General features: G+C 67.0%; 12 protein-coding genes, 3 tRNA genes and 1 pseudogene. 6 read left to right on the top strand and 10 right to left on the bottom strand.

Features of this window, described 5'->3' with window-relative positions; all coding sequences use genetic code 11:
* From ACSQ25_RS25370 to ACSQ25_RS25335, 8 genes and pseudogenes are all read right to left on the bottom strand, one after another.
* Positions 1-72, bottom strand: a pseudogene (locus ACSQ25_RS25370) (GTP-binding protein); the annotation flags it as partial.
* A gap of 85 nt (positions 73-157) precedes the next feature.
* A tRNA-Thr gene (locus ACSQ25_RS25365) sits at positions 158-232 on the bottom strand.
* A gap of 35 nt (positions 233-267) precedes the next feature.
* Positions 268-341 (bottom strand) — tRNA-Gly (locus tag ACSQ25_RS25360).
* A gap of 41 nt (positions 342-382) precedes the next feature.
* Positions 383-467: transfer RNA gene (locus ACSQ25_RS25355), tRNA-Tyr, on the bottom strand.
* Positions 468-826: 359 nt separating this feature from the next.
* Positions 827-2,359 carry an HDOD domain-containing protein gene (locus ACSQ25_RS25350; RefSeq protein ID WP_436108510.1) on the bottom strand — a complete coding sequence of 511 codons (1,533 nt, stop codon included), beginning with the start codon at positions 2,357-2,359 and terminating at the stop codon, positions 827-829.
* Between the two features lie 15 nt (positions 2,360-2,374).
* On the bottom strand, positions 2,375-4,045 hold the full coding sequence (locus tag ACSQ25_RS25345; protein WP_436108509.1) for a response regulator: 1,671 nt from the start codon (positions 4,043-4,045) through the stop codon (positions 2,375-2,377).
* Between the two features lie 145 nt (positions 4,046-4,190).
* Entirely contained in the window at positions 4,191-5,174 is a 984-nt protein-coding gene (locus ACSQ25_RS25340) for a J domain-containing protein (RefSeq protein ID WP_436108508.1), read from the bottom strand.
* 99 nt (positions 5,175-5,273) lie between these two features.
* The gene (locus ACSQ25_RS25335) at positions 5,274-6,422 is read right to left on the bottom strand and encodes a class I SAM-dependent methyltransferase (protein WP_436108507.1); all 1,149 of its coding nucleotides are present in this window, start codon (positions 6,420-6,422) and stop codon (positions 5,274-5,276) included.
* Positions 6,423-6,486: 64 nt separating this feature from the next.
* On the opposite strand from ACSQ25_RS25335, the gene ACSQ25_RS25330 reads away from it, so the two are divergent.
* The 3 genes from ACSQ25_RS25330 to ttcA are packed head-to-tail and all read left to right on the top strand — an operon-like array spanning position 6,487 to position 8,604.
* Positions 6,487-7,278: an SDR family oxidoreductase gene (locus ACSQ25_RS25330; protein WP_436108506.1), complete on the top strand. Its 792-nt coding sequence runs from the start codon at positions 6,487-6,489 to the stop codon at positions 7,276-7,278.
* A gap of 10 nt (positions 7,279-7,288) precedes the next feature.
* Positions 7,289-7,687: a dihydroneopterin aldolase gene (locus ACSQ25_RS25325; protein WP_436108505.1), complete on the top strand. Its 399-nt coding sequence runs from the start codon at positions 7,289-7,291 to the stop codon at positions 7,685-7,687.
* Positions 7,684-8,604, top strand: a complete 921-nt coding sequence (gene ttcA / locus ACSQ25_RS25320; protein ID WP_436108504.1) for a tRNA 2-thiocytidine(32) synthetase TtcA — start codon at positions 7,684-7,686, stop codon at positions 8,602-8,604. The genes ACSQ25_RS25325 and ttcA overlap by 4 nt, the downstream gene beginning before the upstream one ends.
* On the opposite strand, the gene ACSQ25_RS25315 is transcribed toward ttcA, so the two are convergent.
* Positions 8,591-9,184 carry a PEP-CTERM sorting domain-containing protein gene (locus ACSQ25_RS25315; protein ID WP_436108503.1) on the bottom strand — a complete coding sequence of 198 codons (594 nt, stop codon included), beginning with the start codon at positions 9,182-9,184 and terminating at the stop codon, positions 8,591-8,593. The two genes, ttcA and ACSQ25_RS25315, sit on opposite strands and share 14 nt — an antisense overlap.
* A 190-nt stretch (positions 9,185-9,374) precedes the next feature.
* Between ACSQ25_RS25315 and ACSQ25_RS25310 the strand changes: the two genes are divergently transcribed.
* The 3 genes from ACSQ25_RS25310 (at position 9,375) to ACSQ25_RS25300 (ending at position 12,161) form a co-directional block, all read left to right on the top strand.
* Complete coding sequence (locus ACSQ25_RS25310) at positions 9,375-9,890, top strand: phosphoglycerate mutase family protein (protein WP_436108502.1); 516 nt, start codon at positions 9,375-9,377, stop codon at positions 9,888-9,890.
* Positions 9,891-10,002: 112 nt separating this feature from the next.
* Positions 10,003-11,202 carry a helix-turn-helix transcriptional regulator gene (locus tag ACSQ25_RS25305; RefSeq protein ID WP_436108501.1) on the top strand — a complete coding sequence of 400 codons (1,200 nt, stop codon included), beginning with the start codon at positions 10,003-10,005 and terminating at the stop codon, positions 11,200-11,202.
* On the top strand, positions 11,199-12,161 hold the full coding sequence (locus tag ACSQ25_RS25300) for a GlcNAc-transferase family protein (RefSeq protein WP_436108500.1): 963 nt from the start codon (positions 11,199-11,201) through the stop codon (positions 12,159-12,161). Before ACSQ25_RS25305 ends, ACSQ25_RS25300 begins: the two co-directional genes overlap by 4 nt.
* A gap of 95 nt (positions 12,162-12,256) precedes the next feature.
* On the opposite strand, the gene ACSQ25_RS25295 is transcribed toward ACSQ25_RS25300, so the two are convergent.
* Positions 12,257-23,203 carry a hypothetical protein gene (locus tag ACSQ25_RS25295; protein WP_436108499.1) on the bottom strand — a complete coding sequence of 3,649 codons (10,947 nt, stop codon included), beginning with the start codon at positions 23,201-23,203 and terminating at the stop codon, positions 12,257-12,259.
* Positions 23,204-23,248: the final 45 nt, after the last annotated feature.

The raw sequence follows: 23,248 nt of genomic DNA, 5'->3' as shown, positions 1-23,248 counted from the left end.
ACCGTGGTCAACGTGACCGATGGTGCCGACGTTGACGTGCGGCTTGGTCCGTTCGAATTTACCTTTTGCCATTTGAGACTCCTAAGATCTAACGATTTTTTTGAGAATTACCAGGCACGACTGACGGACAAGCGCTACGGACTGCCGTACAAAATTCTGGTGCCCTTGACGTGGATTGAACACGTGGCCTCTCCCTTACCAAGGGAGTGCTCTACCACTGAGCTACAAGGGCTTATTTGTGCAGTGTTGAAACACACCGCGAATCACTGGAGCGGGTGAAGGGAATCGAACCCTCGTCGTAAGCTTGGAAGGCTTCTGCTCTACCATTGAGCTACACCCGCGAGGTACAACTTCTTTCAATTCACTTCACGACTCTTCTTTTTGGTGGTGGGGGCTGGATTCGAACCAGCGTACTCAGAGAGGGCAGATTTACAGTCTGCTGCCTTTAACCACTCGGCCACCCCACCGCGAAGAACCGCAGAGTATGAAGCAAGCTCAACGTATTGTCAACTAAGTTTCAGCGGCCTTTGACCGCTTCGCATAGCAGCGTTGCTTCGGGGCGTGATTGTAACGGGCGGGATGCAAAACCACAAGGGTGATTTTGCGAGAATTGCAGGGAATGTTTGGAGGAAGGGTTTTAAGGCATTTAAGACCCGTGTAGTGTTCTCTTCCGTTACCCGAAAAACCGTCGTTCCGGCGCAGGCCGGAACCCAATTTTGCGTGCGTATTTGTCGCGCTTCGCGGATGCGCCCGTCACTACTCTACGGAATTGGGTCCCGGCCTGCGCCGGGACGACGGCCTTCGGGCTGGTGGCCTGGCGGACGAATCAAATCGGGGCCAGCGCCGCCAGCACCTGCCCTTTCAGGGCCTTGATGAGGGCGGTTTCGTCCGGCGGCACGCCTTCCGGCGCAGTCAGCGTGCGGTCCGCATAGAACAGCCCCAGCTGCACCTTCCCCACCACCAGCGGCAGCACGATGAAGCTGCGCGCATCCGGCAGCAGCTTGCGGTGCCAGTCCGGCAGCAGGTCGCGGATCTTGGGGCTGGATGCGTCCGAGATCATCAGGTCGGCGTCGTTTTCCATGGCCAGGTGGAACAGGTCGCGGCTCGATGCAAGGGGAAAGGCGAAGCCGGCCTGCAGGCGGGCGCTGTCCTCGCCCAGCACGGCGCGCGCCCGGTATTGCCCGGTGCGCGCATCCTTCAGGCAGACGGTGGCGAAGCGGAAGCCGAGCGCGCCGTACAGGGTCTCGAGCACCGCCAGCACCACGTCGTTGACCTTGCTGCCGGAGGCGCGCATCTGCGTCACGTCCTGCACGCCGGCCAGCAGCAGGTCGCGCGCGTTCTTCGGCTTGCCGCTCGGGTGCGTGCCTTCCTGCTCTTCCTCGCCGGCGTCGAGCGTGGCCAGCATCAGCACGTTGGGCAAGCCGCCGCCGTCCTGCGCCTCGCTCTTGGGCGAAGGCTGCATGTTCATGCTTTCCAGCAGGCCGCGCATGCCTTCCTGCACCGAGGCCATCAGCTCGTCCATGCGCGCGCGGTCCAGGTCCAGCGCTTCGCCGTAGCGGTCCAGCAGGGCCTTCGCCTCCGGCGAGCCGGCCGGCTCGTGGGTCTTCGCCAGCAGGCGCGCCATGTCCAGGCCGAAGGCCGCCACCTGGCGCATCCACTCGCCGCGGTTGGCCGCCACCCGCAGCGCCGCCGGCGCCAGCGCAGCCTGGGCACGCACGATGACGTCCGGGATCTTCCATTCGGTCAGCACCGCCTGCGACAGCGCGTCGTAGCTGCACCCGAGGATCATCTGCGAGGCTTGCCCCACCGTGTGCTTGCCACCGAGGACCAGGGCGCCGATCTCGCGGTAGCGGTCGTGCTCGTGGCTGGCCACCAGCAGCGGGCCGATGTTCTTGAACAAGGCGCAGATCGCGGCTTCCTCGGCGCCCTGATAGTAGCTGTGGCGCGCCATGTCGCGGCCCACCAGGCTGGCGCACAGGGCCGCCTCCAGTTCCATCCTCACGCTGACGGCGTGCTCCGAGCTGGCGAGCGCGTCGACCAGCAGCATTGCCAGCGCGGTGGTCCTGACGTTGTCGAAGCCGAGCAGCGAGATCGCGCGCGAGATCGTGGTCACCGGCGTGCCGCCCGGGGTGCGGTACTGGATGGTGTTCGACAGACGCAGGATGCGCTGGGTGAGCGCGGGATCCGACACCACGTAATAGGCCAGGTCGTGGGTGCCCTGGTCCTCGCTGGAGGCCATCTCGACCACGCGGGCGATCGAGGCGCCGAGGGCGAACATCTCTTCGTCGCCGCAGACCTTGTGCATCAGGGCGGCGCGCACGCGCCGGGTCGCGCCTTCCGGCGCAGTAGAATCAAACATTGCAGCTCATCTTTCCTATGCCGCTTTCCCGACGGGTGCGGCTCCGGGAGCCGGCTTGACCGGGCGTCCCTGCGCGTTGCGCTCGTATTTCTTGAGTACCTGGTGGTGCAGCGCCGACAGCGCGCCCAGCTTCGGGTTGCCCGGGTCGAGCTTGCGTACGTTGCCGATCAGGCCGACCGCCTGCTGGCCGAGCTTGTCGTCCCAGCCATCGTGCTCGAGGCAGCGCAGGGTCGCCAGCGCGGCATTGAAGGCCACCGAGGGGTTGTTCGGCAGCTTGCCCGCGGCTTCCTGCATCATGCTGACTGCACCCTTGTAGTCGCCGCTGCGGGCGCGCGCGGCGCCGTCGGCCACCAGGTCGACCACGTGCTGGCGGCTTTCCTGGGCCAGGGTGCGCGCCAGGTCGGGGAAACCCGCGCCTTCCAGCACGCCCATCGCGCGCAGCATGGCGGCATCGCTCGCGGCGTTGCGCATGACTTCGCGCACCAGCTCGGCGCCGCCCTCTTCCATATTGTTTTCCAGGCAGGTGCGCGCCAGCTCCAGCTTGAGGTCGCCGGAGAGCGCCGGTACGTCGGCGCAGGCGGCCAGCGCCGTGTTCAGCGACTCGTTCAGCCGGGCTTCGTTGCCGGTGTATTCGTGCAGCAGGGCCGAGGAAATCGCGCTGCACAGCAGCGTCCCCTGGCGCCCGCCCATCGAGCGGTCGAGGTCGCGGATGACCGAGGCGGCGGCCACCGGGTCGCCCTTCTTGACCAGGGTGCGCACCAGCTTGACGTGGTCTTCGGGATCGCGGAATTCGGAATACTTGGCCTTGGCGACCACCTGCTTGAGCGCCTTCTCGGCGGCCTCGGTATCGCCGGCCTCGTAGGCAGTCTCGCCCAGGGTGCGCAGGCGGCGCACGGCATGCGGCGACACCGCCACCGCGTCGCTCAGGACCGCCTGCGATTTCGCCAGGTCGCCCACCGCCGCATGGGTGCGCGCCAGCCAGTCGTAGGCGTCGACGAAGTTGCGCTTGCTGTCGACCAGCTCTTCCAGCATGCCCTTGGCTTCGTCGAACTGGCGGCGCAGGAACAGGGTCTTGGCCAGGCCCAGGCGCGCCCAGGCGATGGCCTTCATGTCGATCAGCTTGCGGTAGATCGGCTCGGCCTGGTCCGGCTCGCCGAGGAAGACGTGCAGCTCGGCGCGCAGGCGCATGAAATCGATCGCGTAGCGCGGATGCAGGCGCTCGCCCTCGATGCAGGCCTCGATCGCCTCGCGCTGGTCGCCCGCTTCCATCAGGGTGTAGACCGGCAGGAAGGCGCTGCGCCGGTCGAGGGCGCGCGCGATGCGGTCGAGCAGGCGGTCGGCGGTGAAGGGTTTGAGGATGTAATCGGTCGGCGCCAGCTCGGCGGCGCTGACCACCTTGCTGTGGTTGCCCTCGGCAGTGACCATGAAGAACATGGTCGACAGCGGCATCAGCTTGTGGTGGCGCACGTCCTCGAGCAGCTGCTGGCCGTCCTGGCCGCCTTCGAGGTCGTATTCGCAGAGGATCATGTCGAAGCTGCGCAGGCCGAGGTGCTTGACCGCCAGGTTGGACGAACTGGCGTGCTCGATGCGCGTCAGGCCACACATGGTGAGCATGCTGTGGATATTGGCGCGCATGCCCGCATGGGGCTCGATGATCAGGGCCGTGAGGCCTTCCAGTTCGTTCATGGGTCCGTAAGCCTGCGTTGGGCATGCCGCAGCCGCTGCATGGGCTGGCTGCATCAGCCCAGTATATTACGGCGAGGGAACAAATTACTTAAATCGGGTAAAGACGCAGCGCAATCCTGAGTTGTTGCGCGAAAAAAACCACAAATCACCCGCCGGGGGCGAAGGCGGCGGCCTGGCGAAGCGGGACGCGGCGGCCGTTCAGGCATTCGGACTTGCCGTCGCTGATGATGATGTTCTGGTAACGGACTTCATATTTGCCGGCGCTCAGCTTGTCGATCAGGAAAGTGGCGCGCGGCTGTACGTAGGCGTGACGCACGTTCGAGCGACGGTCGAGGTCATACAGCTTGACGAAGACCGGCGAAGGATTGCTGCTGTTGTCGATCATGACCTGCATCTCGCTGCCGCTGTTGCCGACCGGATAGCCCGGCAGGTAGCCGGACTCGGCCGGCCACGGGTCGCCGCTGGGGGCGCTCAGGGTCTGCAGGTCGGTGCCGCAATCGGGGGCGCGCGCCGGCACCACCAGCTGGGTCACGGCGAGCGCCTTGATCTCGGGCGGCGGCTCTTTGCCTTCGCCGCCGAAACGGCGCGCCCATCCTTCGGTGCTGGCATCGGTGCCGAGTTCGTCGGGACGGTCGGCTGCGGGCGTGCTGGGGATGGGGTCCGGCTTGCCGGCCCAGGCCAGCGCCGCCGGCAGCTTGCCGCGCGGCGGCTCCACCAGGAACACGGCGGCGGCCGCGCCGGCCACGAAGCAGGTCGCCAGGCCCAGCCACCAGCGCGGATCGCGCATCAGGCCCGGGCGCAGGCGCGCATGGGTCTCGGGGACGCGCGGTTCCCAGGCATCGGGACGGGCCGGACGTCCCGGGGTCTCTTCGGCGCCGGTGCTTTCCAGCCACTCCACTTCCCACTCCTCCGACGCGATCCATTCGTCGTGCTCCTTGCGGCGCACCGGATCGGACAGGGTGTTGTAGGCGGTGTTGACGATCGCCATGATGCGGGCGGCTTTTTCGTCGCCCGGGTTCTTGTCGGGATGGTATTTCTGGCTAAGGGCCTTGTACGCCGCACGAATGACTTCCGCCGGCGCGCCGCGCGCGACCTTCAGGTTGTCATAGTGGGTATGGATCTTGGCCATGGTCTCAGGGATGCGCGCGGTTGCCGTCGTCGATCTGCGGTCGCTCCGGGTTGTACAGCTTAGCCGGATTTGTGTCCAGAACGCAAGATGTCAAAAATTCTACAGGCGGTGGGTCCGGTCAGCCCGCACGATTGCGTCCGGCAAGTCCACGTCCTGCCCCACCACCAGCACCTTGAACAGCTCGCCCATCTCGGCCGGCGATACCAGCTTCTGCACCGCCTTCGATTGCGGCAGGAAGCGCAGCGCATCCGCCGGGTCGCTTTCCATCAGCAGTTCGCCGATGCCGCAGCCCAGCAGGAAGGACGCCTGGTTCATGTAGGCCAGCACCGGCAGGCCGGCCTCCTGCGCCGCCAGCGCCATCGCGGTGAAGTCGACGTGGGCGGTGATGTCCTGCAGGCCCGGCAGATAAAACGGGTCCGGGTGGGAATGGTGGCGGTAGTGGCACATCAGGGTGCCGCCCATGCGCTGGTCGAGGTAGTACTCGCGGGCCGGGAAGCCGTAGTCGAACAGGAAGGCGGCGCCGCGCCCGCCCTTCATCATGGCGGCCAGCGAGGCCATGAAGCCTTCGGCCACCGGGTGGATCTCGGTCACATAGCCTTCCGGCAAGTACTCGGCCTCGGGGATCTGGCGCGCAAGGTGAAGCGCAAGCTCGTGCGGCAAGGGCCCCTGCACGAAGGCGAATTCTCCGTTTTCCACGGTCACCATCTGGCGCTGCCAGCGGCCGTCCTTGCGGATCACCAGCTCGACCGGCATCGCGTCCAGCACTTCGTTGGCCAGCACCACGCCGCTGAAGGAATCCGGCATGCCGTCCAGCCAGCGCACCTGCGGCAAGTCCTTCAGGGCCTCCTGCTGGCGGGCGCGCAGCTCGCCCGACAGTTCGATGATGGTGTAGGAGCGCAGCTGCACGCCCATCCCGTCAAGGGCGCTGATGACGTCGCGCGCCAGCTTGCCGGTGCCGGCACCGAATTCGATGATCTCGGGCGCGCTTTGGGCGATAATAGCGGCTGCCGCGCGCGCCAGGCTGGCCCCGAACAGGGACGAGATCTCGGGCGCGGTCGTGAAATCGCCGCTCGCGCCCAGCTTGGACGCGCCGCCGCTGTAATACCCGAGCCTGGGCGCATACAGCGCCAGTTCCATGAAGCGTGAAAATGCCATCGCCCCGCCGAGCTGTTCGATCTCGGCGGCGATCAGGTGTTGCAGGGATTGGGACGCAGCGAGGGCGTCGGGAGCGGGTAGAGGCAGGGACATGCCGGCATTGTAGCGAAACGGCATGGCGCCGGTACACATCAACCCCAGCACACGCATTTGATCAATGACGGAATCCGCCCACATTGCCCCGAAGCTCGCCCTGGTGACCGGCGCCGGCCGCCGGCTGGGACGCGCGATCGCGCTCGGCCTGGCCGCAGCCGGCTGGGATGTCGCCGTGCACTACCGCCATTCCGAACGCGAAGCGCAAGAGACGGCGGACGCCATCCGCGCCCTCGGCCGGCGTGCCGCGCTGTTCCAATGCGAGCTGCTGGATGAGGCCGCGGTACGCGCCCTGCCCGGCCGCGTGGCAGCGGAACTGGGGTTGATCAATTGTGTGGTCAACAATGCATCGTTGTTTGAATACGACAGTGCAACAAGTTTCTCGCCGGCCCTGCTCGCCACCCACATGGGAGCGAACCTGACGGCGCCGCTGCTGCTGGCGCAGGCCCTGCATGCCGCCACACCCCTAGGTGCCCAGTCGGTCGTGATCAACCTGCTGGACCAGAAACTGTACAATCTCAACCCGGATTTTCTGTCGTACACGCTGTCGAAGGCGGCGCTGCACGCGGCCACCACGATGCTGGCCCAGGCGCTGGCACCCACGGTGCGCGTGGTCGGCGTGGCCCCCGGCATCACGATGGTGTCGGGCGAGCAGAGCGAGGAAGGCTTCGCGCAGGCGCACCGGATGACGCCGCTGGGCCGTTCCTCGACCCCGCAGGACATCGCGGACGCGGTGGTGTATGCCGCGGGCGCGCGCGCCCTTACCGGCACCACCCTGCTGGTGGATGGCGGCCAGCACCTGGCGCCATCGAGCCGCGACGTGATGTTCCTGACTGAACCACATAACCATTCATAAGGCTTTACCCATGCTATCCGCCCTGTCCCACCCGAGCTTGCGCAACTGCCGCCGGCTGTTCCTGCGCAATTACGAAGTGATGATCAACATCGGCGTGCACGATTTCGAAAAGCGGGCGGAACAGCGTGTCCTGATCAACGTCGACCTGTTCATCCCGCTCGAGCAGTCGACCCCGAAGGCCGACCAGCTGTCGGAAGTGGTGGACTACGACTTCATGCGCGAGACCATCGCCAAGCGCATCTCCAAGGGCCACATCCACCTGCAGGAAACCCTGTGCGACGACGTGGTCAAGGCGATGCTGACCCACCCGCGCGTGCGCGCCGCACGCGTGTCGACCATGAAGCCGGACGTCTACCCGGACTGCGAGGGCGTGGGCGTGGAAGTGTTCCAGGTGAAGGAAGAGGCATGAGCGAAGCGGATTTCGATCAATTGAACGCGGACGCCGCCAAGAAGGCGGAGAAGCTCGCGTACGAGAACAACAAGCTGCACAAGCGCCTGTGCCGCCTGGTGGGCCAGGCGATCGGCGACTTCAACATGATCGAGGACGGCGACAAGGTGATGGTCTGCCTGTCGGGCGGCAAGGACAGCTATGCCCTGCTGGACATCCTGATGACCCTGCGCGAGCGCGCGCCGATCCACTTCGACATCGTCGCGGTCAACCTCGACCAGAAGCAACCGAACTTCCCGGCCGAGATCCTGCCGGCGTATCTGGAGAAGCTGGGCATCCCCTTCCACATCGAGAACCAGGACACCTACAGCATCGTCAAGCGCCTGATCCCGGAAGGCAAGACCACCTGCTCGCTGTGCTCGCGCCTGCGGCGCGGCATCCTCTACCGCGTGGCGGATGAGCTCGGCTGCAACAAGATCGCACTGGGCCACCATCGCGACGACATCCTCGAAACCTTCTTCCTGAACATGTTCTTCGGCGGGAAGCTGAAGGGCATGCCGGCCAAGCTGGTCTCGGATGACGGCAAGCACATGGTGATCCGTCCGCTGGCCTACGTGAAGGAAGCCGACACCGAGCGCTATGCGGAAGTCAAAGGCTTCCCGATCATTCCGTGCGACCTGTGCGGCTCCCAGGAAAACCTGCAGCGCAAGCAGATCAAGGCCATGCTGCGCGACTGGGAAAAGAAGCATCCGGGGCGCGTCGAGAACGTGTTCTCGTCCCTGAGCACCGTGGTGCCTTCGCACCTGCAGGACCGCGACCTGTTCGGCTTCGTCGACCTGAAGACCGACGGCGTGCCGAATCCGCTGGGCGACATCGCCTTCGACGAAGAGCCGTGCTCGACGCCGGCGGCGAACACGATCTCGCTCACCCAGCTCTGACCTGGCGGCGCCGGCCCAGCAGCACCGCCAGGCCGGCGGCCAGCAGCAGGCCGCCGGCCGGTTCGGGCACCGGCGACACCTGCGTCACCCGCAAGGTCGTATCCTCGGTCCAGGCGTACGAGCCGTACCTGTCCCTGTAGAACTCGTAGCTGTACGCCTCGCCGGTTTCCACCGAGATGATGCGCGACTCCCGGTCCGACGGGATCTGGACCCAGCGCCCCGTCATCTCGAACGTGGGACCGAGCGGCCCGTCGGGCGAGAACGTGAAGCGGTCCAGGGTGCAGTGGTTGTTGATGTCGCCCCAGGTGCCGCAAGTGGCATAGTTCCCCGAGATGCCGTCGTTGCCGAATCTGAGCTCGCTCAGTTCCGACCGGTCGATCCAGCCGTCGCGGTTACGGTCCTCGCCCCTGACCAGACCCGTCAAGGTGCTCGGAACGGGCGGCGATGGCGTCGGATCCGGGCTCCAGTTGTAACTGCGGCCGAAAACATCGAGGAATTCCACCCGCCATGTCGTTTCCTGGGCCTGCGCGCCGGCGGCCAGCGCCAGTGCGGCCGCGCCCAGCAGAAGTCGTTTTTCCATCTTCTCTCTCCTCTGGAAAAAGCCCGCTGGGATCGCCCGACGGGCTCGGGCATAGAGTAGTCCTGCAGGGCGGACGTGTCGCGGCAGCGCGAAGCGTGCGCACGAAAATACAACTCGGCAGCAAAGGCCTGAATAAACAGGCATGACCATGCTACCCTGCGCTTTTTGTCACTACCTGAAGAGGATGTCCATGCGTCTGCCCGCCCGCCTGTTCCGTTGCCTGTCCCTCAGCCTGGCCATGCTCGCGCCCGCCGCGGCGCTGGCCGAGCCGAGCGCGATCTACCTCGTGCGCCATGGCGAGAAGGCGGCCGTGGGCCTGGACCCCGAGCTGACCCCGCAAGGCCAGGCACGGGCCCGGTCGATCGCCGCCATCCTGTCCAGGGTGGGCATTACCCAGGTGTTCAGCACGCCGACCCAGCGCACCCGCCAGACCGCGCAGCCGCTGGCCCAGCGCAGCGGGCTCGAGGTGCAGCTGTACGACCCGCGTGCGCCGAAAGCGCTGGTGGAGAAGGTGAAGGCGCTGTCCGGCCCGGTTCTGGTGGTGGGCCACTCGAACACCCTGCCGGAACTGGTGCGCCTGTTCGGCGGCGCGCCCGGCGCCGACATCGCCGACGATGAATACGATCGCCTCTACCAGCTGACGCCGGACGCCGGCGGCGCGGTCAGGACGGTCCTCCTGAGCTCGCCGGCACCCAGCGCACCCTGAAGCTTGGCGAAACTGCCATATTGAAATATTGTCGTGGCAGATGAGCAACCGGCAGTTCCAATGCTTTCCAGCATCAGTTACGATGCATGCGAATCATTGATCGGAGTAAATTTTGGAGCACTTCAAGGCGCGCTTCGAGCACGTCGTCAACCTCATCTACGATACCCTGGAAAACAGGGCCGGCTGGCGCGCCGTACTGGAAGGCATCCATGAGGCGGTCGGCGGACGGGCGGTCCACCTGCTGGCCTTCGATGCCAGGCACGGCGCGCTGTCGTACAGCGACGGCGCCGACATGGCGCCGCAGATCGACCTCGAATACATCCAGAAATACCAGTTCATCGATCCGCGCGTCGAACTGATGCGTACCAAATGGACGGAAGACTGGCTGCACTGCCACGAGCATTTCGACGAGGCCTTCGTGGCCGGGGACCCGTTCTACCAGGAGTTCCTGATCCCGCACGGCGCGCGCTACCTGACGGCCTGCAAGCTGGTCGAGAACGGCGAAGCGACCGTCCTGATGGCCTGCCTGCGCCGACCCGGCGAGGGCCCGATGCCGCCCGAGGCCCAGGCCTTCCTCGACAGCCTGCGTCCACACCTGCAGCGGGCGGCCCGCATGGGCGTGGCCCAGTTCGTGTATTCGGCCCAGGCCCTGGTCGGGCATGCGCTGGTCGACAAGCTGCGCCAGCCGGTGATGCTGCTCACTACCAGTGGAGACGTGGTACTGGCCAATGAGGCGGCGCGCTCCCTGCTCGGCTCGACCAGCCTGGTGCAGGTGGCGGACAAGCGCCTGGTACTGCCGCTCGCCTATCACCGCGCTTTCCTCGATCAGTGTGCGGAACTGGAGCACCAAGTGCGTACCGACACGGGCGTCGACACCGACAAGCCTTTCCGCTCGCTGCACATGAGCAGCGGACCGGGCGAGGCACCCGACGTCCTGTATGGCTTCTTCACCATGCTGGTACCGGAGCGCACCATGGGCAGCTTCGGCCTGCGCCCGCTGGTGATGCTGTTCTTCTACCATCCGAGCTCGGCCCAGGAAATCGATTCGGACCTGCTCGCGGCCGCCTTCGGCCTGTCGCATGCGGAATGCCGCATCGCCTCGCTGCTGGCCGACGGCCTGCCGCTCAAGAGCATTGCCGATACACTCGGCGTCCAGTACGACACGGTGCGCAAGCAGCTGATGTCGATCTACCAGAAAACCGCGACCAACCGCCAGCCGGAACTGGTGCGGCTCCTGATGAACCTTCCCGCGTCGGCGGTGCAACGCGCACTCAAGGCCGACGGCAACATACCCAAAGGATGTGCCTCTTGACTCCGACCGCTTCACCGACCATCTTCATCAGCATCGCGTCCTACCTCGACCCCATGCTGTTCTTCACCCTGAACGACGCGGTAGCCAAGGCCAGCCGTCCCGAGCTGCTGTCGCTGGGCGTGGTCGACCAGCACGTCGAGGACCAGCGCGCCGCGATCGCCGCCCTGCCCTTCGCGCGCCAGGTGCGCTACGTGCACCTGCATCCGCAGGACACGCTGGGCGTGAGCTGGGCGCGCAGCACCGCCTTTTCGCTGTATGACGGCGAAGCCTTCCTGCTGCAGGTCGACTCGCACACGCTGTTCGAGCCGGGCTGGGACGAGCAGCTGCGCAGCCTGCACGCCAGGCTGCGCGAACGCTCGGCCAAGCCGATCGTGAGCACCTATCCCTACCGCTTCGACATGGTCGACGGCGTGCCGCAGTACACCCCGAGCGAGGGCCGCACCGCGCTGGTGCTGCGCCCGCATCCGGAAAAGAACCCGACGCCCGGCGACGCCGTGCTGCGCTTCATGGCGCGCCACCTGTTCACCAGCGAACCGGTAATGGGCTGCCACGTCTCGGCCGGCTTCCTGTTCGCGGCCGGCGCCTTTGTCGAGGAAGTGCCCTACGACCCCTACCTGTACTTCCACGGCGAGGAGCAGAGCCTGGCGGTGCGCGCCTTCACGCGCGGCTGGGACATCTTCCACCCGCTCACCACCCCGGTGTACCACCTGTACAAGACCGAAGGCACGCCCTACGAAACCCACCACTGGCACGGCGAGACCGATGCGCAGCGCGCCTTCCAGTCGGCCTACCTGACCGAACGCGCCAAGCAGCGCCTGAACCGGCTGCTGACCGGCGACGGCCTGCCCGGCGCCTATGGCCTCGGCAGCGCGCGTACGATGGAACAGTACAAGGAACTGAGCGGGATCGACTACGCCAACGGAATCGTCACCGATCCCTTCGGCGGCCAGCTCTGCTGAACGGATTTTTCGCCGCGCCATGAAAAAACCCCCGGCAGCCGCAAGCGGCTGCCGGGGGTTGTCGTTTGCGGCCCGTAGCGGCGCCGCCGTCATGCTCAGGTCGGGAAGCCCACCAGCGTAATCATGCCCTGCGAGTGAGTGACCTCGGTGTTCGCATCGTTGGTGTAGTCGCGCTGGCCATCGCCGTCCTTGTCATCCCAGATATGGACGTTGTAGTGCTCGATGCCCTTGACGTAGTTGGTCTCGCCGGCGGCGACGATCTTGTACTGGTAGCCGGCCGCCTGGGCCGCGGCATCGTCTCCGCTCAGCGTGCCGGTCAGTACGGTGAACTTCACCGCGTCGCGCTCAGCCGCGCTGCCGACGTAGATATCGAGGATATCCCCGGCCGCGCTCCGCGAGGAGTTGCCCAGGCTGGTGCCGCCATCGAGGTAGTTGACACCCTTGCCGAGCACGAAGCTGTCCGCATACGCGGTACCGACGATGGTGTCGCCACCCCCGCGTGCATCGAGGTACACACCGCCCCCAAACTGCGCCATCAAGGCCTTTACCTCGGTGGACAGCAGGTCGCTGGCCAACACGTTCTCGCTGAAGCTAGTGCCGTTGATCCAGGCAAAGTTGCCCATGGTCGCCAGGTCCTGGCCATCGGTGGACTTGGTCGGGTCGGCCGCGCTTGCCTTCTGTTCGCCGACATGGACCGCCAGCTCGATCTGCTTGACGAAGCTGATCTCGCCATTCTCGCGGATGCCGTCGCCGTCGTCGGCCCAGTGCGAGACGCCAACCGACTCGATGCCCTTGAGGTAGTCGAACTCGGCTCCGCGCTCGAGCTTGAAGGTGTAGCCGGCCTGGAAGGCCGCCAGGTCGTCCCCGGTGGCGCTTGCCGTCAACTGCACCGCGCGTACTGCCGCAGCTTCTACGGCGCTGCCGGCGTAGACGTTCATGTAGTCGCGCGCGGCGTTGCCCTGCGGATCAAGACCGGTGTTCGTGCCGCCGTCGATGCGGTTGAAGCCTGCGCCGGCTTCGATGTGGTCACCGTAGGCCGAACCGGTGAAGCTGTCGTTGCCGCCACGGAGATCGGCGTACACGCCCCGCTTGTACTGGTCCATCAGGCCACGGGTCGCCGCCGACACGTCGGTCGCCACGTTCACGCTCTCGCTGCCGGCCCAGCCATTCACCCAGGCAAAATGCATGGAGTTGGCCAGCGGACGGCCGGAGGAATCCTGCGCCGGATCGGTGGCGCTGAGCTGCACCTCGCCCACGTAGGTCGACATCCATTCGCCACGCAGATGCTGCAGTTCGCCGCCCTGAGCCACGCCATCGCCATTCGCATCCTGCCATTGCCAGATGTTCAGGTTTTCGATGTTGCGCACGTAGCTGACATTGTTGGCGCCGTCGACCACCTTGGCGCTGTAGCCGGCCGTGGCCGCGGCCACGTCGGCGGCGCTGCCGTCCAGCGCCAGCACACGTACCGCGTCGGCCTGCGCCTGGTCGGCGACCAGCACGCGCAGCGTGTCGCGCCCCGGACCGCCGAACAGATTGCCGGTGTTCGCGCCGCCGTCGATATGGTCGGTGCCGGTCCCCATCGTGAACTCGTCGCTGTAGACAGTGCCGGTGGCGCGGTCGTCGCCGCCGCCCATCTGGAAGCGGGCGCCGCGCTGGAACTCGTCCATCAGGGCGCGCGCCGCCGCCGAGAAGCCGGTCGGGGCGAAGGTTTCCCCATGGGCCGAGCCGTTCACGCTGGCGAAGTAATCGACATTGGCCAGCAGGCGGTTTTCCGTGCTCATCGCCGGGTTGGCGTAGGCGCGCACGACCTCGGTCGTGACCAGGCCGATCTCCACCGTCGTGGTGCCGACCGTCTCCAGCGCGCCGCCACGGCCCTGCTGTCCGCCGTTACGGTCCGAGAAGCTCCATTCGATCGTGACCGACGACTGCGGGGCGGCCGAGGTGTTCGCGTAGCCGATGCCGTGCAGCGCACGGTTGACCAGGTCCTGCGGTGCCGGATAGTTGAAGCCCAGCGTCAGCGTGCCCGATCCGTGCTGGACCCAGCCCAGCTGAATGCCCGCGACGGTGATCTGGCCGTTGGCGAAGCTGACCTCGCCCATGGCCGAGAACACGTCCTGGGCATTCGCGCCGCCCTGGCGCGTCAGCGTGAGCGTGGCGCCGCTGTAATCGTCGCGTGCCGACATTTCGGCATCGTAGATGGCGGCATTGGCGTCCAGTACCACAGGACGCAGGCCGTCGCTCCGGACCGTGCCGCCGAGCGAATTCACCTGGCTGGCGTGGAAGCCGGTATCGAGGCTGCCGTCCAGGTTGAAGCGCGCCAGCACCATGCTGGCGTCGCCCGCCAGGTTGAAGTGGGCCGTGCCCAGCACGACCAGCTTGCCGCCGACCAGTTCGATTCCGTTGACGATATCGCCGATCCCGCGCAGCGGCAGCGCCGCGACGCCGCTCGCGCCGAAGCCGGCGTCGAGGGTGCCGTTGGCATTGAAACGCAGCAGGGTGATGTCGCCCCCGAGACCGCCCTTGCCGTCGCTCGAGCCCGCCACGATGATTTTGCCGTCGTCCAGCACCAGCATGTGCGCGCCGCGGTCGTCGAAGCCGGTGGTGTGCACCAGGGTCTTGCCGCCCGTGCCGAAGCTCGTGTCGAGCGTGCCATCCGCGTTCAGGCGTACCAGCGACACGTCGTAGTCGCTGGTCGATTCTGCTCCGCTGCGGCTGCTGCCCGCGAGCAGGATCTTGCCGCCGGCAAGCAGGCTAACGGCGGAGACCGTGTCAGCACCGGGGCCGATCGGCAGCACCGTCTTGCCGCCGTTGCCGAAACCGGCATCGAGGCTGCCGTCTTGGTTCACGCGGAGCAGCGCCAGATCGGTGCCCGCCTGGCCCGGCGCGGTACCGGCCAGCAGCAGTTTGCCGTCGGACTGAACCAGCATGGTGTTCGGCGTGTCGAAGCCGGCTCCGAAGGGAACCACCAGCTTGCCGCTGCCGTTGAAGCCCGTGTCCAGGCTGCCGTCTGCGTTCAGACGCACGATGCCGAAGTCGTTATCGGTGCTGCCGATGCCGATGGCGCCCGCCAGCACGATCTTGCCGTCGGCCTGCACCAGCAGGTCACGCGGCGTTTCCTGCCTGTCGCCCAGCGAGACGACCGCCTCGCCGTTCACACCGAAGCCCGTGTCCACGCTGCCGTCGGCGTTGTAGCGCACCAGCTTCAGGTCGGAGCTGGCAGCGAGGGAGGTCGAGAACGGCACCAGGATCTTGTCGCCCTGGAGGACGGGCGCGCCGATGCTGCCGAAGAAGGTCGGCAACATGACACGGCCGCCGTTGCCGAAGCTGCTGTCGAGCGAACCGTCCGCATTCGTGCGCAGCAGCGCCGCGACGTAATTGCTGCCGGCGTCGACACTGTCGATCAGCGCCACGGTCACCGCCTTGCCGCTGGCGGCGGTGGCGAAGCCGATCGGCGTCAGGTCGTAGCCGGCATCGATGACCGCCACACCCGCCGGGGCGCCGGCGAAACTCGGTGCGGTATTCATGCCGAGCGTTTCGCTGCGCACCCAGGTGACTTCATTGGCCGGATCATCGTTGCCGCGGTAGTCGCGCTGTCCATCGCTGTTCTTGTCGTTCCAGATCTGGATGTTGACCCGCTCGATGTTCTTCACGTAGTCGGTCGAGACCGAGCCGTTGGCGATCTTGAAGCGGTAGCCCTCGATGAAGGCCTGGGCATCGGCGCCGCTCATGGCGGCACTCAGTTCGGTGATCTGCAGCGCGTCGGCAGCGGCCTGGTCGGCGACGAAGACGTCGAGGACGTCCTCGGCCGGCCGGCCGCCATTGTTGACGCCCAGGTTGGCCCCGCCGTCGAGCTTGTTGGTGCCGGTGCCAAGCATGAAGAAGTCGCCAAACGCCGATCCGACGACACTGTCGTTGCCCGCCCCGACGTCCACATAGACGCCGCGGCCGTACTGGCTGATCAGCCCCTGGGTCTTGGCGCTGACATCGCTCGCGACGGAGAAGCTGTCGTCTCCCTGCGCGCCATAGGCCCAGGCAAAGTGCGAATGATTCGACAGCGGGTTGCCACCACTGTCCTGGCCTGGATTGGTGCTGCTGACGACTACTTCGTCCACCTGCAGGGCCAGCGGGATGCGGCGCAGGTACTGGACTTCGCCGTTGTGCTCGCGCTGGCCGTTTCCATTGGCATCCTTCCAGGCGAAGATGTTGACCGTTTCGATGTTCTTCACGTAGTCGATCTCGGCGCCTGCCACGATCTTATAGGCGTAGCCCTTGTCGTAGGCCAGCGCATCGTCGCCGCTCATGCCGGCGGTGAGCGTCACCGCCTTGACCTGCGCACCTGCCGCGGCGTCCGCCACGTAGATGTCGAGCGCGTCGCGCGCACGGCCGCCTTGCGGCATGTTGCCGGCCTGGGCGCCGCCGTCGATCCAGTTGGTGCCGGCGCCGGCGGTGAAGTTGTCGCCATAGGCCGAGCCGACGATGGTGTCGTTGCCCGCACCGGTGTCGGCGTACACGCCGCGTTGGTAAGTGTCCATGCGGGCGCGGGTCGCGGCCGACACGTCGACATTGGCGTCGAAGCGGTCGTCCTGGTCCCAGCCGTTGGCCCAGGCGAAGTGCATGATGTCGGACAGCGCGGCGTCTGGGTCGATCTCGTCGACACGCAGCTTCACCGGGATCTCGCGCACCCAATGCATCGTCTCGCCGGCATCCTGCTGGCCATTGCCGTTGGCGTCGTTCAACTTGAAGATGACGATCGACTCGACATTCTTGACATAGTCGGTTTCGCTACCGTTGACGACCTTGACGTCGTAGCCGGCCGTAAACGCGGCGGCATCCTCGCCCGTCGCACCGGCGTCGAGCCTGGTGACCTTCACCGCGGCGGCCTGCGCGTCGCTCGTGACGTAGACGTTGAGGCGGTCGAAGCCGGCTCCATTGGCATACGGATGGGCGCCATCGTTGGCGCCGCCATCGATCCGGTTCACGCCGCTGCCCATGGTGAAGTCGTCGCTGTAGGCGGTGCCGGTAACGGTGTCATTGCCCGGGCCCATCACGAACGTGGCGCCGCGCTGGTACTGCTGCATCAGGCCCTGCGTCGCGGTCGAGAAGCCGGTGGTCGCGTCGAAAGCCTCGCTGCGGGCGCTGCCGTTCACCTGCGCCAGGAAGTCGAGGTCGGCCATCGGCTGGCCGGAGGTCGACACGCCAGGCTGGCGTTCGGCCACTTCGCGCACCAGCACGCCGATGCGAACCTGGGTGCTGGCGAGCGCGCCGAGCGCGCCGCCGATGCCCTGGCTGCCGTCGTTGCCGTCGCTGAAGCGCCAGTCGATCGTGACCGTGTCCGGCGGAGTGGCACTGGCATTGGCGTAGGCGATGCCGTGCAGTGCACGGTTGACCAGGCCCTGGCTGGCCAGGTTGTTAAAGGTGATCGCGAGGGTGCCGCCGGCCTGCGATACGCTGCCGATGGTGATCCCGCCGACCCGCAGGGCCCCGTCGGAGATCAGCACTTCACCGCTGCCCGAGAACAGGTCGTCGGCGCTGGCGCCGCCCTGGCGCTCCAGCGTGATCCTGGCGCCGCCATAGTTGCCGCGCGCGGCCAGCTCGGCGTCGTACACGGCGACGTTACTGTCGAGGACCTGGGGGCGCAGCCCGTCGGCGCGAACCAGGCCGCCATCGAGCGTCGACACCGGCGCCGGGTTGAAGGTCGGGTCGAGCCGGCCGTCCGCGTCGAGGCGGGCGATCAGGCTGTTGGCGTCGTACTGCATGCTGATATAGGCGGTGGCGAACACGACGATCTTGCCGTCCGCGAGCGCCAGGCCGACGGCGTTGACGCCGGCGCCGTTGGACGGGATCCTGGCCGTGCCGTTGATGCCGAACGCAGTATCGGGGCTGCCGTCCTGGTGGTAGCGCGTCAGCGCCAGGTCGCCGCCGGTGCTGCTCGTCAGCGGCTCGCCGACGCTGCCGAGGACGACGATCTTGCCGTCGGCCTGCACCTGGATCCGGTTGTAGAGGTCATTGCCTTCGCTCAGGCGCGCCTTGACCATGCCGCCGCTGCCGAAGCTCGCGTCCAGCGAGCCGTTCGCGTTCAGGCGCACCAGCAGCCCGTCGACGTCGCCGCTGCCGTCGCCGGTGCGCATGGTACCGGCCAGCAAGAGCTTGCCGTCGGGGAGCACGATCACGTCACGCGCGGTGTCGGTGCCCGGACTCACCGGCAGCATCACCTGGCCGCCGGTGCCGAAGCCGGTGTCGAGGGTGCCGTCGGCGTTGAAGCGGGCCACCGCGACGTCCAGCCTGGCGCTGCCGGTCGCATAACCGACCAGCACGATTTTCCCGTCCGGCTGCAGGGTCGCGCCTGCCACCGTGTCGTTCCCGGCCGCGATCGACAGGGTCGCGAAGCCGGTCTGGTTGAAGCCGGTGTCCAGGCTGCCGTTCGCGTTCAGGCGGGTCACCGCCATGTCGCCGGTCGCGCCCGCGGCGGTCCAGCCGGCCACCACGATCTTGCCGTCGGGCTGGACCATCAGCTTGACCGGCTGGTCGTTGCCGGCGCTAACGTTGATGACCGCCTGGCCACCGTTGCCGAACGTGGTGTCGGGCGAGCCGTCCGCGTTCAGGCGCAGCACGCGCATGTCGTAGGGCTGGCCGGTCGTGGTGGCCGCCACCAGTACCTTGCCGTCCGCCAGTTCCACCGGCGCGGCGTTGGAGAAGCTGCGCAGGCCGGCTATCTCGACGCGGCCGCTGCCGCCGCCATAGGATGTGTCGACGCTGCCGTCGGCATTGTGGCGCGCCAGCACGCCGCGGCTCGGTGTGCCGTCGTTGGTGTAGAGGACGTGGAAGCTGAGCAGCTTGCCGCCGGCGAGCACGGTGCCGCCCGTGGTCGAGTAGCTGTCGCCGACCGCGTCGATCGCCACGCCTGCCGGAGCGCCGGCGAAGGTCGGCGCGCTGTTGGACCGGTCCGGCTGCTGCGGCTGCTCACCCAGCTGGATCGAACGGGCGAAGCTGATTTCGTTGGCAGGATCGCCCTGCGGACCGCCGTCCTGGAAGCCGTCGCCGTCCTTGTCGTTCCAGACCAGCACGTGGACCTGCTCGACGTTCTTCACGTAGTCGACTTCGATGGTGCCGTTGGCGACCTTGTACTGGTAGCCGAGGGCGAAGGCGTCGGCGTCGGCGCCGGTGGAGCTGGCGCTGAGTTTCGTGACCGCGACGGCGTCCGCCGCGGCCTGGTCGGCCACGTACATCTGGATCACGTCGGCCGCGTTGCCGCCGCCCGGGCTGGTGCCCTGGTTGGCGCCGCCGTCGATGTAGTTCACGCCGGCGCCGGCGACGATGTTGTCGCCGTAGGCACTGGTGACGATACGGTCGTTGCCGGCGCCGGTGTCGACGAAGACGCCGCGTCCGGCCGTGTCCATCAGGGCGCGGGTCGGCGCCGAGACATCCGTCGCGGCATTGAAGCTGTCGTCGCCGGCGGTGCCGGTCGCCCACGCCAGGTGCATGTAATTGGCCGTGCTGGTGCCGGCAGCGATCTCGTGGACCTCGAGCGCCAGCGGGATATGCCTGCCGGTTCCCGCGCCGGGCACGTGGATCGACACTGCTTCGATGTTCTTGAGGTAGTCCTTCTGGCTGCTGTCCGCGCCGTAGGTGACCATCCAGGTGTAGTCCGGGTTGTCCGAGGCCACCACCTTCACCGCGTTCATCGCGGCGACGCTGGCCACCTCGATCTGGAACACGTCGCTGGCCTTCTTCCCGTCCGGACCGGTGTTGGCGCCGCCGTCGACACGCGAATTGCCGGCACCATTGCGGATGAAGTCGCCGTAGCCGGTGCCGACGATGGTGTCGTTGCCATCGCCGCCGTCGATCCACACGCCGCGGCCGCGACTTGCCATGGCCGCCGTCAAGGGGCTCGACAGCATGCCGGCCGCGCCCATGTCGATGCTGTCGGCGCCGGCGGTGCCGTTCACCCAGGCCAGGTGGGAATAGTTGCCGACGTTGCTGTCGGCCAGGTTGGCCTCCTGCACGGTCACCGTCAGCGGGATGTCGCGCGCGAAGCTGCTGCCGCCGTCGCCCGTGGCAATCTGGATGGAGACGCGCTCGATGCCCTTGATGTAGTCGGTCTCGGCGCCTGCGCTTACCTTGTGGGTGTAGCCGGCCGCGAGTGCCGCTGCATCCTCGGCCGTCCCGCCGGCAGCCAGCGCGGTGACCTGCACCGCATCGGCTGCGGCCTGGCTGGCCACGGTCACGCGCAGCACGTCCTGGGCCTTGCCTCCCCAGGGCGCGGTGCCGGTATTGGCGCCGCCATCGACGTAGTTGATGCCGGCGCCGGCATCGATGTCGTCGCCGTAAGCCGAGCCGGTCACCGTGTCATTGCCGCCTTCCATGTCCGCGTAGATGCCGCGGCCGTGCTGGGCCATCAGCGCGCGGGTCGCGGCGGACAGGTCGGATGCGGCATCGAAGCGCTCGGCGCCCTCGGTACCCTGGGCCCAGGCGAAGTGCATGTGCTGGTCCAGGTTCTGCGTGCCGGATGCGATCTCCTGCACCCGCAGCGCCAGCGGAATCCATTTACCGGTGCTGGTGCCGCTGACGTGGACCGAAATCGCTTCCACGTTCTTCAGGTAATCCTTCTGGGTGTTGCCGGCGCCATAGGTCACCATCCAGGTGTAGGCATTGTCGTCCGATGCCTCGATCCGGATCGCGTCCATCTCGGCGGCGCTGCCGACCGAGATCTCGAACACGTCCTGGCCGCCGATGTTGGCGCCGCCGTCGATCTTCGCATTGCCGGCACCGTTACGGATGTTGTCGGCATAGGCGCTGCCGACGATCGTGTCGGCGCCCGCGCCGCCGTCGATCCACACGCCGCGGCCATGGCTCGCCATGGCGGCCTTCAGCGGGGCCGACAGCAGGGTCGAAGCGGCGCCGGCGTCGATGCTGTCGCCGCCGGCAGTGCCGTTGACCCACGCCAGGTGATAATGGCTGGCCAGGTTCGGCGCGGCCAGGTCGGCCTCACGCACTACCACCGCGAGCGGGATGTCGCGCGCCCAGGTGCTGCCGCCGTTGCCGGTGGCGATCTGCACGGTGACCCGCTCGATGCCTTTCAGGTAGTCGGTCTCGTTGCCTGCCACGACCTTGTGCGTGTAGCCGTCGGTGATCGCCTGATCGTCCGCTCCGCTCATGCCGGCAGCCAGCTGCGTTACCTGCACGGCATCCGCGTCGGCCTGGCTGGCGACGGTCACGCGCAGCACGTCCTGGGCCTGGCCGCCCCATGGCGGCGAGCCGGCGTTGGCGCCGCCGTCCACGTGGTTGGTGCCGGCGCCCATGCTGAAGTCGTCGCCGTAGCCGCTGCCCTGCGCCCGGTCGTCACCGGCGCCCATGTCGACCCAGACGCCACGGCCGTGCTGGTCCATCAGGGCCTTGGTCGCCGCGGACAGGTCGGTGGACGCACTGAAGCGGTCCGCGTGTTCGGTGCCCTGGACCCAGGCGTGGTGCATCTGGGTCGCGGCGTTCTGGCCGGCGCCGATCTCGTGCACCTGCACGGCCAGCGGAATCCATTTGCCGGTCGAAGTTCCCGTCACGTTGACCGAGATCGCCTCGATGCTCTTCAGGTAGTCCTTTTCGGTCTTGCCGTCGCCATAGGTGACCATCCAGTCATAGGCCGGGTCGTCGGATGCGACCACGCGCACGGCGTCCATCTCGGCCTGGCTTGCCACCGAGATCTCGAAGACGTCCTTGCCGCCGATGTTGGCGCCGCCGTCGACCTTGGCGTTGCCGGCGCCGTTACGGAAGTTGTCGGCATAGCCGGTCCCGGTGATCGTGTCGTTGCCGGCGCCGCCGTCGACCCAGACCCCGCGCCCGCGCGCGCCGATCGCGGTCTTGAGCGCCGCCGACAGCAGGGCGGTGTCGCCGGACAGGTCGATGACGTCGACGCCCTGGGTGCCGTTCACCCAGGCCAGGTGGTAATAATTGCTGCTGGTATTGGTCAGATCGGCCTCGTGCACGACCACGGCCAGCGGGATGTCACGCACCCAGCTGCTGCCGCCGTCAGGGTTCGCGACCTGCACGGTGATGCGTTCGATGCCCTTGATGTAGTCGGTCTCGCCGCCCGCCACCACCTTGTGGGTGTAGCCGTCGGCGAGGGCCTGCGCATCCGCTCCGCTCATGCCGCTGGCCAGCTGGGTCACCTGCACGGCATCCGCGGCGGCCTGGCTCGCCACGAGCACGTGCAGCACGTCCTGCGCCTTGCCGCCCCAGGGCGGGGAGCCGGCGTTGGCGCCGCCGTCCACGTAGTTGGTGCCGGCGCCCATGGTGAAGTCGTCGCCGTAGCCGCTGCCCTGCGCCGTGTCGTTGCCGGCGCCGGTGTCGATCCAGACGCCGCGTCCGTGCGTGGCCATCAGGGTCTGGGTGGCGGCCGAGACGTCGGCCATGGAGAAGTTGTCGTTGAAGCTGGTGCCCTGCACCCAGGCCAGGTGCATGAATTCGGCCGGCTTGCTGTCCGCGGCGACTTCGTGCACGTCGAGCGCGAGACGGATCGTCTTGACGTAGCTGTTGTCCGTGGACAGGAACACGTTCACCTGCTCGACGTTCTTCACGTAGTTGGTATCGGTGCCGTTGACGATCTTGAAGCGGTAGCCGGCGGCATACGCCTCGCCATCCGGGCCGGTGGCCGAAGCGGCGATCTCGACCGCCTTCAGGGCGGCGCCGGCGGCGGCACTGTCGACGAAGACGTTGAGGACGTCGCGCGGCTTGCCGCCGTGCGGCAGCGAACCGCCGTTGGCGCCGCCGTCGATCCGGTTGTTGCCGCTGCCGGCGTCGATGATGTCGGCATAGTCCGAGCCGATGACGGTGTCGTCGCCTGCGCCCATGTTGACCACGATGCCGCGGTTGTACTGGATCATCAGCGCGCGCATCGCCGGAGTAATGCTAGCGCTCGCGAAATCGAAGATCTCCGCCGCGGCCGTGCCGTTGGCGATGACAAAATAATACTGGGCGCTCAGCGCCGAACCCCACTGGGTCTTGGTGTTGTCGGTCGGGTCGAGCGGAATTTCGTTGATAGTGATGGTCATTGCGTTGTCCTCGGTGCGTCCGTGTCGTGTGCGTTCGTTGTCGCC

The sequence above is a fragment of the Massilia sp. LjRoot122 genome, from assembly GCF_964252725.1.
Lineage (GTDB): Bacteria > Pseudomonadota > Gammaproteobacteria > Burkholderiales > Burkholderiaceae_D > Telluria.
This window is presented reverse-complemented; position numbering and strand designations above follow the sequence as displayed.